Origin of the sequence: Paraburkholderia sp. BCC1886, from assembly GCF_900996245.1 — a bacterium.
Taxonomy (GTDB): domain Bacteria; phylum Pseudomonadota; class Gammaproteobacteria; order Burkholderiales; family Burkholderiaceae; genus Paraburkholderia.
In genome coordinates this window covers 56,113-68,424 of sequence record NZ_CAAJGK010000011.1, presented here as the reverse complement: position 1 = coordinate 68,424, position 12,312 = coordinate 56,113, and the positions used below count along the sequence as shown (strand labels likewise).

18 protein-coding genes are annotated in these 12,312 nt (G+C 57.0%); 10 read left to right on the top strand and 8 right to left on the bottom strand.

Going from position 1 to position 12,312, the window contains the following annotated elements:
* Positions 1–101 precede the first annotated feature (101 nt).
* The 6 genes from FQ746_RS00465 (at position 102) to FQ746_RS00440 (ending at position 3,848) form a co-directional block, all read left to right on the top strand.
* A complete protein-coding gene (locus FQ746_RS00465) occupies positions 102–1,643 on the top strand; it encodes a hypothetical protein (protein ID WP_144106640.1) in 1,542 nt (513 codons plus the stop codon).
* 115 nt (positions 1,644–1,758) lie between these two features.
* Positions 1,759–2,283: a hypothetical protein gene (locus tag FQ746_RS00460; RefSeq protein ID WP_144106639.1), complete on the top strand. Its 525-nt coding sequence runs from the start codon at positions 1,759–1,761 to the stop codon at positions 2,281–2,283.
* Positions 2,284–2,312: 29 nt separating this feature from the next.
* The gene (locus FQ746_RS00455; protein ID WP_144106638.1) at positions 2,313–2,555 is read left to right on the top strand and encodes a hypothetical protein; all 243 of its coding nucleotides are present in this window, start codon (positions 2,313–2,315) and stop codon (positions 2,553–2,555) included.
* Complete coding sequence (locus FQ746_RS00450) at positions 2,552–3,004, top strand: hypothetical protein (protein ID WP_144106637.1); 453 nt, start codon at positions 2,552–2,554, stop codon at positions 3,002–3,004. The genes FQ746_RS00455 and FQ746_RS00450 overlap by 4 nt, the downstream gene beginning before the upstream one ends.
* Before the next feature lie 42 nt (positions 3,005–3,046).
* The gene (locus FQ746_RS00445) at positions 3,047–3,310 is read left to right on the top strand and encodes a hypothetical protein (RefSeq protein WP_144106636.1); all 264 of its coding nucleotides are present in this window, start codon (positions 3,047–3,049) and stop codon (positions 3,308–3,310) included.
* Between the two features lie 127 nt (positions 3,311–3,437).
* Positions 3,438–3,848, top strand: coding sequence for a hypothetical protein (locus FQ746_RS00440; RefSeq protein WP_144106635.1), 411 nt, complete (start codon positions 3,438–3,440; stop codon positions 3,846–3,848).
* Here FQ746_RS00440 and FQ746_RS00435 read toward each other — a convergent pair.
* From FQ746_RS00435 to FQ746_RS00425, 3 genes are all read right to left on the bottom strand, one after another.
* Positions 3,840–4,931 (bottom strand): Replication protein O, encoded by a 1,092-nt coding sequence (locus FQ746_RS00435; RefSeq protein ID WP_144106634.1) that lies wholly within the window; start codon positions 4,929–4,931, stop codon positions 3,840–3,842. The genes FQ746_RS00440 and FQ746_RS00435 overlap by 9 nt on opposite strands.
* 240 nt (positions 4,932–5,171) lie before the next feature.
* The gene (locus FQ746_RS00430; RefSeq protein WP_144106633.1) at positions 5,172–6,200 is read right to left on the bottom strand and encodes a ParB/RepB/Spo0J family partition protein; all 1,029 of its coding nucleotides are present in this window, start codon (positions 6,198–6,200) and stop codon (positions 5,172–5,174) included.
* Entirely contained in the window at positions 6,197–7,426 is a 1,230-nt protein-coding gene (locus FQ746_RS00425) for a ParA family protein (RefSeq protein WP_144106632.1), read from the bottom strand. The genes FQ746_RS00430 and FQ746_RS00425 overlap by 4 nt, the downstream gene beginning before the upstream one ends.
* Positions 7,427–7,935: 509 nt before the next feature.
* Between FQ746_RS00425 and FQ746_RS00420 the strand changes: the two genes are divergently transcribed.
* The 3 genes from FQ746_RS00420 to FQ746_RS00410 are packed head-to-tail and all read left to right on the top strand — an operon-like array spanning position 7,936 to position 9,329.
* Positions 7,936–8,247: a hypothetical protein gene (locus FQ746_RS00420; protein ID WP_144106631.1), complete on the top strand. Its 312-nt coding sequence runs from the start codon at positions 7,936–7,938 to the stop codon at positions 8,245–8,247.
* A 46-nt stretch (positions 8,248–8,293) separates the two neighbouring features.
* Positions 8,294–9,019, top strand: a complete 726-nt coding sequence (imuA, locus tag FQ746_RS00415; RefSeq protein WP_144106630.1) for a translesion DNA synthesis-associated protein ImuA — start codon at positions 8,294–8,296, stop codon at positions 9,017–9,019.
* On the top strand, positions 9,006–9,329 hold the full coding sequence (locus tag FQ746_RS00410) for a hypothetical protein (protein WP_144106629.1): 324 nt from the start codon (positions 9,006–9,008) through the stop codon (positions 9,327–9,329). Before imuA ends, FQ746_RS00410 begins: the two co-directional genes overlap by 14 nt.
* Here FQ746_RS00410 and FQ746_RS00405 read toward each other — a convergent pair.
* The 3 genes from FQ746_RS00405 to FQ746_RS00395 are packed head-to-tail and all read right to left on the bottom strand — an operon-like array spanning position 9,318 to position 10,495.
* Entirely contained in the window at positions 9,318–9,977 is a 660-nt protein-coding gene (locus FQ746_RS00405) for a DNA ligase (RefSeq protein ID WP_260853842.1), read from the bottom strand. The two genes, FQ746_RS00410 and FQ746_RS00405, sit on opposite strands and share 12 nt — an antisense overlap.
* Positions 9,978–9,981: 4 nt before the next feature.
* Positions 9,982–10,182, bottom strand: a complete 201-nt coding sequence (locus FQ746_RS00400) for a hypothetical protein (protein WP_144106628.1) — start codon at positions 10,180–10,182, stop codon at positions 9,982–9,984.
* Positions 10,183–10,195: 13 nt separating this feature from the next.
* Positions 10,196–10,495, bottom strand: coding sequence for a hypothetical protein (locus FQ746_RS00395; protein WP_144106627.1), 300 nt, complete (start codon positions 10,493–10,495; stop codon positions 10,196–10,198).
* 154 nt (positions 10,496–10,649) lie between these two features.
* On the opposite strand from FQ746_RS00395, the gene FQ746_RS00390 reads away from it, so the two are divergent.
* Complete coding sequence (locus FQ746_RS00390; RefSeq protein WP_144106626.1) at positions 10,650–10,934, top strand: hypothetical protein; 285 nt, start codon at positions 10,650–10,652, stop codon at positions 10,932–10,934.
* Between the two features lie 87 nt (positions 10,935–11,021).
* Here the strand turns inward: FQ746_RS00390 and FQ746_RS00385 are convergent, their stop codons facing one another.
* Positions 11,022–11,747: a sulfite exporter TauE/SafE family protein gene (locus FQ746_RS00385; protein ID WP_144106625.1), complete on the bottom strand. Its 726-nt coding sequence runs from the start codon at positions 11,745–11,747 to the stop codon at positions 11,022–11,024.
* A gap of 75 nt (positions 11,748–11,822) precedes the next feature.
* Positions 11,823–12,029, bottom strand: a complete 207-nt coding sequence (locus FQ746_RS00380) for a hypothetical protein (protein WP_144106624.1) — start codon at positions 12,027–12,029, stop codon at positions 11,823–11,825.
* Between the last annotated feature and the right edge of the window lie 283 nt (positions 12,030–12,312).

The following is a 12,312-nucleotide window of genomic DNA, read 5'->3' as shown; positions in this document are numbered from 1 at the left end:
CTCGGCTTGCTTTGGCGAGTGATTCAATTCGCCCTGAGCTAGTAATGCAATGGGACACCGACCTGGTGTCCCCTCCCCTTTTCTTAATGACCCGGTGACGTATGGCTGAGCTTTTAATCCGAATACACACTCATCATTTCAGTGTGAGTCGGGTGACGCCCCGCGGTCGTCCCGCGGTCACGGCGTTCGCCAGGCAGTTTGTGGCACCGCTCACACGAAAGCCTTCTCCGTATGCGAAGAAGCCACAGAAAGCCCCTCCCGTTTTCGCGACGTACTGCGACAACACGGGGGAATACCGTTTTCACATCAACACGCTCAGGCAGTTCCAGGAAGAACTTGGCTATTACCAGCTCAAAGGCTCGCTGGTAGAAGTCGAGCACGTTCCGGTGCCGGAACCTGTTCGCGTTGAGCTTCCGATCTCCAAGATGTGGACCGAGGAGCGGGAACTCTACGACTATCAGGAGAAAGGGATTGAGTACGTGATGCAACCCTTCCCCGTCTCGAAGCTCATTGACTTCCAGACGGGGAAGGGGAAAGGCGTGACGTCCTTAATTGGCGTGAGTCGCCTCGGCCTGCGTCCCTGCATCATGGTGGCACCGAAGTATCTCGACAAATGGCGTGATGAAATCCGGGAGGTCTACGACATCGCCATCGAGGACCTGATGATGATCCGCAAGGGTGTGCATTTGCGTGCACTCCTTGAGATGGGGGTCGAGGATCTTATCACGAGCAAGATCATCCTGATCAGTAGCGAGTTGATCGCAGACTGGATGAAGTTTTTCAAGATGCGTGGCGATGAGTCGCTCGATCTCGGCTACGCCTGTCGACCTCAAGAGTTGCTGGGCACGCTCGGTGCGGGTATTCGACTGATCGATGAGGTGCACGAAGAATTTCATCGGCACTTCCTGATTGATCTGCACACGCACTGTGAGCGCTCCCTCTCGCTCTCGGCCACGCTGACGAAAGAAGACCTCTTCATCAAACGGATGCAGGAGATCGCGTATCCGAAGAAGGATCAGCACTTGGGGCCGGCTTACGATAAGTACGCTGCGGTCACCGCCCTCTTTTATCGGTTCAACGATCCGGAGCTGATCAAGTGCGAGGACCGCATGACAGGGTTCTATTCGCACAACCTCTTCGAGCAGTCGATCATCAACTATCCCGACATGCTGCAGGGGTACATGGAACTGATCAACGACGTCATGAAGCAGAAGTATCTCAAGAAGTATCTGCCGGGTGACAAGTGCATCATTTTCTGTGCGTCGGTCGATCTGTGCACGCGGCTCGTCGCGTGGTTGAAAGAGGTCTATCCCGAAAAGGACGTGCGGCGTTACGTCGAGGAAGATCCGTTCGAGAACGTGATTGAAGCGGACATTCGCGTCACCACGATTATCTCGGCGGGCACTGCCATCGACATCCCGCAGCTCACGCTCAACATCATGACGACCGCGGTGTCGAGCGTGGTTGCGAACCTGCAGTGCTTCGGTCGCCTTCGCAAGATGAAGGATGGTCGCACGCCGGAGTGGGTCTACTTCGTCAACGAAGACCAACCCAAGCACATGACGTATCACGAACGGAAGATTGAGCTCATGCGGACCCGTGCACTGACCTTCGGCACGCAGACCGTACACGCTCGCATCTGATGTAAGCCTTCACTACCCCCTGCCCTGCTAAACGTTCTGCCTCGTACCTGCCCCTGCGGGTGGGTTCGGGCGCAGACGGTTAGTCGCGTTTATGCCCGAACGAAGGAATTCCGACATGCGTAACCAATCCCTTAATGAACTGTGTGAGATGTGCAAAGACGTGCTGAATCCCGATTTAACCCACCAGAAGCTGCGCTCGCTTAACTCGCAACTCCCCAGCGCGAGCGTCAACGAGGTGGTTGGCGCCTCCCGCCAGATCCTCAAGTTGGCGCCTTACCTGGACATGTCGTACTGGACGAGCCTGATGGCCTGCTGCCTGATCAATGGCGTGGTGCCACCCGAGAACGGGTTGGACGACAACGACGTTCTAACCACATTCGATGCGAAGGACATCGCACTCTCGAACATCGTGACGATCAGTGGCGCACGCATTCACCAGATCCGAAAGGACCTGCGTGATTGGCGTAACTCAGATAGCGCGACCGGTCTCATCAGGCCGGCTGCGTTCTTCGCGTGGTGTGTAGTGGAAGAGATCGACACGAACTACCTACGCCTCCTGCGCGAGATCGCCGGCCTCGGTTCAGGGCATCCCGTAGGTCCCCTCCCCTTGCGTGACATCGAACGGTACAAAGTGAACTAATAAGCATCACTAACGAAAAAGGAAAGGGCATGTCACCACAAGAACAAGTTGCAGCACAAACCAAGAAGCTCGAAGAGTTGGACCACGAACGACATGTCTCGGGTTATGTGCTCGCCACGACCTATGACTTCGAACATCCCCACTATCCGCGTAGTGCATGGCGCACGGCCGTCGAAGAACAATCGACGATTACGGGTTACTGGGATTGGGTGGCGAACGAGATCGAGCATTTCTTCAACGATGCAGAGAGTTCGATCGGGGAAAGCGAATGAGCAATATCCGAAACAAGGAGGTCATCTACCCGCGCTTCTATGCGCAGATTGTGAATGCCTTCCGGCCGCTCATCAGCAAACGCGAAGAAGACTTCAGCGAGACCGTCACCTTCGATCACGACGCCGGTGCGTTTGTGATTACCGGTGTGCAGTCGGACCGATTCATGAGCTATCTTGCCGCGCTGCTCGAAGATGGCATTCCGAGCTTTGAATCGACGGAAAGCGGCTACGAGCGAACGACGTATAACCAAGAACGCGCGACGGAGTTTGCCAAAGAGATCGAGCACAAGATCGCGACGCTGCAGCGTGCTCCCGAACATATCGCTGCCGAATGGCGAGTCCACCTTGTACTCGGCGTGAGCCTGACGCTCGATTTCAAGGCAGGGATTGAGAACGAGTTCGACGTGTGTATCCGGCACTTCAAGACTTCGATCCAGCTGGCGCTTTAACTGGCAAGAAATCACTTCGAAATTACTCAACAGGACGGAGAGATGAAGATTCTAAAAACGTGGATGGTGGCGATTTCTGGTGCGCTAATGCTCGGTTGCTCGCACGCAGCTGAACCGAGCACTCCAGCTGCCGATCAAGCGACTGGCACTGTGGTGGTATCACTCCAGAGCGACAGTCAGCGGTACGACACGATCGGCCCCATCAAGGAGTTACAGGGTGGCGGATTTGCGTTCACCGAAAAGAAGACCCGACGTCAGATGTGGGTTTCTGGGAACGTCGTCATCACCCAGCCGATGAACTACTGATCGCAGATATGAGATCCCGGTCTTCGGACCGGGCCGTATGCCGTCTTTCTTTTTTTGCTTGGTGGCGGCTCGGCTCCTAGACTTCTGCGGGTGGTCTAACGAGGTGGTCACGAGATCGGAGGATGAGATGGGAGACACGGCGCATTACTCAGACAGCAAACCGCCTGCTGGCAACTCGAACATCTGGCGGCAGGTGGGGTTTGGCGATGGGTGGGGCGATAACGGATGCGAGTGGCGCGAGGGTATGGAAGTCACGGTTTTCAACGACGGCCATGTCGAGGTGTATGTTCCTTGGATCAAAGATGATCGCTCAGGGCGTGTGAGCTTCGAGGTAGAAATCATCATGCTCGACCCACTCGGACGGAGGCTCGAGCCTAGGCCAGGTTCGTGGGAGGAGATGTTCCCGCTTTTTCAGGGCATGACTTCTGTGGGACACAAAGAAACGATCACTGTCCCGTTCCCGCCCCGCGATTACATCACGCGTAACTTGCCGCATGCAGGATCGTTCGCATGCTACCGACATTCAAACTCAGTGTGACGATGCGTCCATGCCGCCGCGGAGACGCGCGCGCAGGTTGGCGAGGTGTGCTCGCGCTGCTTCGGCTGCCGTCGGCATTGCGGCCACACTGACCTCGCTGGTCCTGCGGATGAAGCCACCGGCCAGAGCATGCGCAAAGCCTGCTTTCCAGTTCGCCGCCTGACGTCCCACGCCTTCGCTCGTCTTGAAAACCGTGAGTGCGTCCCCGTCGTCACTGACCACGTATGTCGTCTCGCCGCTAGCATCCACAAACCGCTGACCTGCACATTCCCGGGCCGTACGTTCACCGTGGGCTTGCTCAATAACCTTGGCCTGCACTTCGACGATCGTCTGCGTCTTTTGGCGGAGCAGGTGCGAGAAGTCGACTGGGTTGCGCAGCAGGGCGCGCAGATAGCAAATCGGACGTTGGGCAGCCTTGAGGTGTTGCCACGTGACTTCCACGACATCCGAGAGGCGCTTGCCATGCTCACGTGCTTCTCGCATGAGTTTGAAGATCAAGAAATCAAGAAACCCCAGGGACCGCAGGCGCTGAAGATCCGCAGGCACTTGCCCCGGTTGTCTCTTTTGAGAAGAAGCAGGGGAAAGATCCTTATATATACCACCGTCTGCCACGGTGGCAGACGGGCTAGTCAAAGAGACAGGCTCTGCGGCTGGTACGTGTACAACGGGCGGCTCGACCAGCCCTAGGAGTTCTGCTGCTTGCTGGGTGAGATGCAGATAAGCGCGACCAAAGAGCCCGGCTTCGACATAGCGACCTTGGGGGCGACGATCGATCAACCCAGCCGATTCCAGATCATCCAGGCTGCGATAGAAGGTGCGCATGGATTGCATTGCGCGGCCGGTGAGGAGCTCTCGACGGGCGAAGATGGCAGCAAAGGGTTTGGCTTGATCAACGGTACGGGCGAGGGCAGCGAGCACCGCGCGAGCGCGCTGAGGCAGGGCGTCAATGTGGTTCGCGCGGAAGGTGGCGCGGAAGATCTTCCACGGCAGATTCACAGCGTCAGCATAGAAGGCCACGACGGCTTCTGAGTCGGCAGGATGTGTTTCACCCTCGCCAGCAACGAGAGGTTGCGCGATAGACATGTCTAGCGTCCATTGTTCAAATGGCTTGAATTCGCTTGACTGTCGATCTCGTTGCGCTACACTCCGGGTTGAGAGAAGTACCCTTTCCAGTTTCCAGCTGGGGAGTGTGGTGCGAGGTTTCCAGCCAAGCCCACTACGCAAAGGCCCTCAGTTTCCAGCTGAGGGCCTTTGTCTTTCTGAAGCCCGATTACGTCATTTCCTGCTCCAAAACGTTGTTTAGTCTACTTAACCCGTTGATTGTTAAGCACTTTCTTTTTCGGAAGCGGTGTTTGCCACCAGCGCCTCGTCTTCCAGCAGCTTCTTGAGTGCCGTGTGGATTCGCTCGGCTTCATCCTCAGACTTGAACTCCAGCCGGAACACATTCTTCGCGCGACGCATCTCGCAGTAGGTCGCTTTCCCTGCCTTGATCTTTTCCATGACTGGGGGAGGGGAGACCTTCTTCGGCTTCGGGGGTTCGGCACCAGCCAGCTTCACGGCCTGACCTTGGTCGATTTCTCCCGCTGCCAGCTTCTGTACTGCCGTCACTACCTGCTCGGATTTACCCGCCTTCGCGTAGCCGGCCAGAGCCGCAACAGCCGTCGCACCCAGCAGGTCAGGGCGCTCCTCCACCATCGATAACACGTCAGGCGGGAGTTGATCGAATTGGAGGATGAAGGAGACGAGGGCGGTCGAAATCCCTGTCTGTTCAGCCAGTTCCACTTGCGTCATTCCGGGCGTTCTTTCCAGACGGATCCGGAAGCCCAGATACTTCTCGTAGTCAGTCAAGCCGGACTGAATGAGGTTGACGTTGAACGCGCCGTCCGTGGCTTCTTCCTCAGAGCTGTCCATGATCACGGCGCGGATCTGCTCACGGCCCAGTTCACGGTAGGCGTCGACCCGATGGTGACCCGAGATGATCTCGTACGTATCGCCCTCGGCCTTACGCACCACCACCGGGTGGATCAGCTTGTTGTGTCGCAGGTTTTCCCGAAGCGCTACGTAGGCTTCCTTCGAGAGCTTGCGACGACGACCGGGGATTTCGACGAGTTGCTTGAGAGGGAGGTCAGCGCCGGCCTGTGCGGCCTTCGAGAGCTGCTCACGCAGTTCGCTGTTGGTCGTCTGAAGCTCTTGCAGCTGCTTGTCCTTGGCGGCCAGCATAGGCATAGCTTCCAACAGGCGACCGGGCGCCGTCTTGGGTGCGCCGTCATTGGGGCGCGCCACGCCCTGGTTGCTCTCAGATGCCACGGCGATCGCTGCATTCTTCGCAGCCAGCTTGTCTCTCAAACTCATGCTGCCACCTCCACTTGGGTCTCCGCTGTCCAGAGCGCCATCAGTTGTTGGTCAATCATTTCAGCGAAGCGGTCGTAGGCCTCCCGGGCACGCTGGTAGGTCTTGTTGCTGCCTTCGTACTTCGAGATGTCGTAGACCGTCCCGAACTCCATGGAGGCGGTCGTCGTCACCGTGGTCGCCGGGATTTCAATCGGCAGGACCAGACTGTCGTAGGAGCGCGAAATCCACTCGCGAACCTTGTTGGTGGCGATCTGGCTCGCGTCCACCTTGGTCAGCAGAACGTGGATGAAGTCGAAGCGCTTGTTCAGGTCCGGCACCACGTTCTTCATGCTCTTGCCCAGGTCGGTGAACAGCGACCAGAACTGGGTGGAGGAGGCGTAGTCCAGCGCGTTGGGCGGGATCGGTACAATCAGGCCATCAGCTGCCATGAAGGCGTTGATGGTTACGTAGGACAAGGCAGGGGGCGTATCGATGATGATCGCGTCGTACTCGTCCAGCAGGGGCTCAAGGCCAGCATTGAGCACGTCCCAGAAGCGGAAGTCCGAATTCTGGGATTGCTTGAACGGGAGATAGAACTCCGCCGAGAAGAGGGCAGCACTGGCTGGAATCAGATCGATACCGTCCCAGTACGTTTTCTGCACCGCGTACTTGAGGTCCGTTTCCTCGCCGTAGATCAGCGGCAGGATGGTCTGCTCTTCGCTGACTTCGCTATCTGCGATGACGCCGTTCAGGGCGGAGAGGGAGGCTTGTGGGTCCAGATCGACGAGTAGAACACGACGGCCGAAGAGCGACAGCCCTTGGGCTAGCGTCATGGCGCAGGTCGTCTTGGTCACGCCACCTTTGAAGTTACCCACGGCAATCTTCTTGCCTCGAGCACCCGCCGGGCGAGGGGAGAAGGGACCGACCTTCTTGATCCACTCACGCGCCTCGGCTAAAGTGAATTCACGGGAGCGGGGCATGGTCGTGCCTTGCGGCAGGGCCAGCTCAGGACGCTCCCAGTAGTAGTTGATCTTCTTGCGATCTGTCCGGCACAGCGCTGCGAGCTGCGGCGTTGTGAAGACGGGCGCATGCTTCTTGGGGTGGGGCAGGAGCATCTGCTCACGCACCGTCAAGAGCGTTTCGTTCGCGTGCTGACTGATAATCTCGATATCATCGAGGGCGAACGAAGTCGGAAGGTTGTTCACTGCATGCGTTATCGACACAATGGGCTTAGCAGACGTTGCCATAAGACCCGTCCTTTCTGAAGGTGATGATCGGATTCGCCGAGTGGCGTCGAATAAAGCGCTGACAGGCGAAATTCGTTGGGACTGTAAACGGTAAACGAGGGCGTGACAAGTTAACTTTGCCGGCGAGAGGGTAGGGGGATGCAAGGCTAGGTAAGGCTTTCATCGGGTTTTCTCGAAAAGATGTGAAGTCGTGAAACGATCGCCGGTCCGTGAAACACTCAAGGTCCACACTGCGCGCCTTGAAAACACTGTCCTGTCATGGACATAGCGTCACAATCGCGAAATGTTCCACGCGTTTTGATGCCCGTCTCGGCTGCTCATGCTGATCTGGCGTGCGAACCGGCATAAGTGCGACACCGAAGTCGCAAAGACCCCGATGCCGTACTAAGCATTACGTAGATCGTAGTGTTTTTTACGTTTTCGGCTTGCGATGCAACTAACCGTCAATGCGCGATGCTTTATCGAGCAATACCGCCGCAGTACACTTGCAGCTTTCAGGAGGAGGGGATATGCGACCCGATGAGATTCGTCATGAAGAGAAGATGGCGCTGGCTCGTCTTCTCCTCCACGCTGTTGGAAACACCGATCAAAGCCGGCGCGTCGCCGACTTTCTCCTTGCTTGGTGGAACGCGGGATCGTGCGGCAGTTACGACCTGACGACCGCCTGGGGCGTGGACGACGAAATCATGGATGACATGTGCATCGTTTTCCGTCTGGCGTCGCGCTCCCACACCTACCCCGACACGCTGGGGTTCAGTGAGCAGTTCGAGGCAGTGGTGCGGGAATGGCGCCCTGAATTATTGGCAGCAGAGAATCGTTGAGAAGAGTGTAGGATGCTGTATATCCGTACAGTGTCTTGCATCCGTCATGTCCGCCTTACCCAAACACATCGAAGAAATCCACCCATCGCTCTGGCGAGCCAATCAACTGGCTCGCCAGGTGGGTCGTGTCGTGCCGACCGGCTACGACAATCTCTCGACGGAGTTGCCGGGAGGAGGGTGGCCGGTGGGCGCTTTGACCGAGCTGCTGCTTCAGCAGCCGGGGATCGGAGAGATGCGCCTGTTGCAACCCGCACTCACTCAGGTCTCGAAGCGCCCGATCGTCTTGATCAAGCCCCCGCATGAACCAAGCGGACACGGTCTGCACCACATCGGCATCCCGATTGAGAAACTGCTTCTGCTCAAGACTGAGACCAGTGCCGATACGCTCTGGAGCGCCGAGCAGGTTTTGAAAGCAGGGACGTGCGGTGCGGTCCTCATGTGGCAGCAACACATGCGGGCGGACGCGCTTCGACGTTTGTCGCTCGCGTCCCAGTCGGCTGAAACGATGCTCTTCATTCTGCGACCGCTTGCCGTACAGCAGGATGCGTCGCCGGCCGCATTGCGAATCGGGCTGCGGCCGTCTACCCGTGGCGTGATGATCGACATCGTTAAACGGAAGGGACCACTTGGCACCGAGCCGTTCGAAGTTGTATTGAAGCACTCGCCAATTCTCTTCAGTGAGCACGGACGCATGACGCGTCAGCCGACCAAGGTTGCGCGCAAGTTGACGCCGCTGCCAATCCCGGTGTCGGTGCTCGATGATGATGCGTGAGCTTCCTCGATTTGAGCCGATCGGGCTGAATGAACTGCGCCGCTTCTGGAAACAGTACCGCGGCAATGCCGAGGTCGAACGGATGCTGCTCGAGATCGCGCAGAGTCGACAGACCTTGATCAGCCTCGAGCGCTATTTCGAATCCGTCCACAAGGCCTGGAAGGATGAGAAGCTGGGCCAGCTGGTTGCGATGGAAAAGATGCGCCTGATTTTCGTCGAGCAGAATTTGCGACTGGGGGCACTGGCGGGTCTGAAGCCACCACCGCGGAAGAATGAACCGGACGAGCCGGAACCCGCGTTAGTCGACTGAGGGCAGGGGAGGGAGCTTGCGCCCGAAACCTAATGCTTCAGGCCGGGAGTAGTGTTCGTACTTCAGCTTGATCCAGTCGCGAGAGCGACCACGCTGATAGGGCGCATCCATGCGCTTGGCGATCATGCCTTCGAAGTCATGTGCCTTCACTTGCTCGAAGACCCATTCGCCGGCAGCGACGATCCCCGTAACGAAAACCAGACCGCTTGTGTTCTCGAAGCTGTCGCGCAGAATCTCTTTGCGCTCAACCAAGGGAAGGGCACGGACATCCCGCTTACCGGCCGTCATGATATCGAAGACGTAAAGCCGGGCAGGGTGGTTCTGCATCGCCACCTTCACGGATCGAGGCAGTGACGCCCGTGCACGTTTTTGCAGCCGATCAAAAGACGACTGGCCCGTCGCTTCGTCAACCGTAAGCTCCGCATCCCAGACAAAGTCACCCTTCACCCGAGCGACTTGCTCGACCATGTCGGGAAAGGACTGGTTGAGCGAATTGCCTTGCCGCGAGATGAGTTCCACGCGCTCACGCTTCTTTCGGATCAGACAGCGAAAGCCATCGTACTTGAGCTCGAACAACCAGCCGTCGCGCGAGAACACCCGGTGCTCGCGAATGGCGAGCATCAGGTCGGCGGCTTCGAAGTCGGCCACGCTGCTACCGGACTAAGGGGTGTGCGCTGAGGTAAGCGTACTTCGTCCACGCGAAGGCAAGCTCACCGATCTCTTCCTTGATGCATCCGCTGTAGGCGCAGAAATGATCGAAGTCATCGAGCGCCGTGTGCCCAAGATCGTTCTTCTTGAGACCGCAGGCTTCGAGCAGTTGCGCAGTTAGCTCATCAGGTTTCCCATAGCACATGACTCATCTCCGGTTACACGCCGGCGTCGATCGGCGGTGCGTCACTCAGCCATGCGACGACTGACTGGCGAAACGTAAAGGTCGGCGCCTTCAACCAGTCCTCGACCACTTCCGGGACCAGGCACAGCACTTCCTCGACGGCGAACGTCTCGTCGACGACGCCCGGATTATCTGGCGAGAGATGCGCGCCCGCTAGTTCGCTGCCATCCCAATAGAACACGATGTAGTCCGATACGTCGGCCGTATAACCAAGGGGCAGATCGCGTAACATCATGGCGATGTTCTGGTAGTTGTCTTTATCTGTTCTGGGCATCGGGGTTCTCCGGGAGGTTGCTTACCATCAAGCAAGGGTGAGGCCCGATAAACGCAGCGCATTATCAACTGGTGACTTTTGAGCTAAGGCATTGAAAACATTGAACTAAAATGTTGATCATTTGCATTATGTCAAATAACAAATAGGAGAAGTTATGGCGGAAAAAGAATCGATTGGGGGCGAAGCTTGGACCTGGATCGTCGCGCTAATCTTGTTGGCACTGCACTGGGTGACGCGGTTTGGACCCGAAGTAAATAAGTGGTTGACGGTTGTTGGCGGACTGGTTGCGGTGTTTGTAACCGCCCGCAGCGCAGTTTTGGCCATCAAGTCAGGCGACCGCGAGGGTTCAATAATTCCGCTCGTGGTTATGCTTCTTTCGTTTGCGGTACTGGCAACGATCAGTCTGCATATCCCCTACCTCAGTGTCAGTGCGGGCTAGCGCAAGACAGCCGAAATAAAAGCCGCCCCAAAGGGGCGGCTTTTTACTTTGGTGTACGATCGAGAATCTGTCGCTAATGGATGGCGATTAACGAGTCGATGCTATTAGCATCGTCACTCCGGACGCAAGCATGAGGCAGTCGAGGAGCCGCCGAAAGAATGTGGGACTTAGTCGCACAACTACCGCTTTTCCGAGGAAAGAACCGAGCATCAATGACGCGCCTGTAATAAGCCCCTTCACTATCGCGTCGGGCGGGAGCGCACCGAATGCTTGGAATGCGAGTACTTTCGAAATGAAGACAGCCAGTGAGCTAGCCGCCTCAGTCGCGAGAAACGCACCCCCTGTCAGGCCGTAGAAAGTAAATGCCGGCACGCTGAGCGGCCCGGTGGACACGACGATACCGGTCAGATAACCGATGATGCCGCCGATCACTGCGAGATGCCACAGGCTCATCCTGAAACTTTTCTTCTTCAGCCAATGCCTGACTGGCACCATCGCGATGAAGAAGATACCTAGCGCAATATCGACTGCTCGCGCTGGAAGGAACAACAAGGTCCGGGCGCCCAGTGCAGCAGCAGGAATGCCGGTAATTGAATAGGCCGCGCAGGCTTTCCAGTCAACCTCACGCCACCAGGCAGCCACCTTCGCGACGTTTGCCATCACTGCAGCGATGCCCATAATCGGTACTGCTTGCTTCGGGCCAAACGAAAACACCAACACCGGCAGCAGCATGATTGATGATCCAGTACCAATCACACCGCTGATGGTTCCCGCTGCGAGACCCACGACAAAGACGAGAGAATAGATAATCATAGTTGGCTTTGTAATTTAAATGACAAAAAGGCCAACCTTCGAAAAGGTTGGCCGTCCCCTGGCGTTAAAACTATATCAAGCGAAGATTTCAGAAACCGTAGCTATACCTTTCGGTTGCAGCCATGCACTGACCTCGTCGAGCGCGGCTTGTATTTCTTCTTTACTCTGATGTGGTCGAATTTCCACGACCGCTACCGATCCGCCCGAGAGCACAGCCTGCTGGACGTTCTCGATCGATAGATCGCCGCGACCCAATGGAAGGTGGTCGATAAGCGTCGCCAAGGAACGCATCGAATCGCCCGACGCGATTGAAGTCTTTCTAGATGAGTTCGAGGCGCTCTGCCGCAAGCATCAAATCAGCATCCGTCATCAGGACCATGGTGTGAGCTTCATCCTCGAGCGATTCGAGCGTCGCAACATCGAGTGGTTGCGGGCCGCGGTGCTTGGTCCGTTGAAGGGCGCGCAGCTTTCACCAGATTCGGATCAAGGAAGATAGGCCATGCACTATCGGTCGCCTAAGCCAAGCGTGCCAAAAACAAAGCCGCCTCAAGGGCGGCTTTTTTCT

Bases quoted from the DNA above. Each gene is read 5' to 3' on its own strand.
- FQ746_RS00465 (WP_144106640.1), top strand. From the start codon at position 102: ATGGCTGAGCTTTTAATCCGAATACACACTCATCATTTCAGTGTGAGT.
- FQ746_RS00460 (WP_144106639.1), top strand. From the start codon at position 1,759: ATGCGTAACCAATCCCTTAATGAACTGTGTGAGATGTGCAAAGACGTG.
- FQ746_RS00455 (WP_144106638.1), top strand. From the start codon at position 2,313: ATGTCACCACAAGAACAAGTTGCAGCACAAACCAAGAAGCTCGAAGAG.
- FQ746_RS00450 (WP_144106637.1), top strand. From the start codon at position 2,552: ATGAGCAATATCCGAAACAAGGAGGTCATCTACCCGCGCTTCTATGCG.
- FQ746_RS00445 (WP_144106636.1), top strand. From the start codon at position 3,047: ATGAAGATTCTAAAAACGTGGATGGTGGCGATTTCTGGTGCGCTAATG.
- FQ746_RS00440 (WP_144106635.1), top strand. From the start codon at position 3,438: ATGGGAGACACGGCGCATTACTCAGACAGCAAACCGCCTGCTGGCAAC.
- FQ746_RS00435 (WP_144106634.1), bottom strand. From the start codon at position 4,931: ATGTCTATCGCGCAACCTCTCGTTGCTGGCGAGGGTGAAACACATCCT.
- FQ746_RS00430 (WP_144106633.1), bottom strand. From the start codon at position 6,200: ATGAGTTTGAGAGACAAGCTGGCTGCGAAGAATGCAGCGATCGCCGTG.
- FQ746_RS00425 (WP_144106632.1), bottom strand. From the start codon at position 7,426: ATGGCAACGTCTGCTAAGCCCATTGTGTCGATAACGCATGCAGTGAAC.
- FQ746_RS00420 (WP_144106631.1), top strand. From the start codon at position 7,936: ATGCGACCCGATGAGATTCGTCATGAAGAGAAGATGGCGCTGGCTCGT.
- imuA (WP_144106630.1), top strand. From the start codon at position 8,294: ATGTCCGCCTTACCCAAACACATCGAAGAAATCCACCCATCGCTCTGG.
- FQ746_RS00410 (WP_144106629.1), top strand. From the start codon at position 9,006: ATGATGATGCGTGAGCTTCCTCGATTTGAGCCGATCGGGCTGAATGAA.
- FQ746_RS00400 (WP_144106628.1), bottom strand. From the start codon at position 10,182: ATGTGCTATGGGAAACCTGATGAGCTAACTGCGCAACTGCTCGAAGCC.
- FQ746_RS00395 (WP_144106627.1), bottom strand. From the start codon at position 10,495: ATGCCCAGAACAGATAAAGACAACTACCAGAACATCGCCATGATGTTA.
- FQ746_RS00390 (WP_144106626.1), top strand. From the start codon at position 10,650: ATGGCGGAAAAAGAATCGATTGGGGGCGAAGCTTGGACCTGGATCGTC.
- FQ746_RS00385 (WP_144106625.1), bottom strand. From the start codon at position 11,747: ATGATTATCTATTCTCTCGTCTTTGTCGTGGGTCTCGCAGCGGGAACC.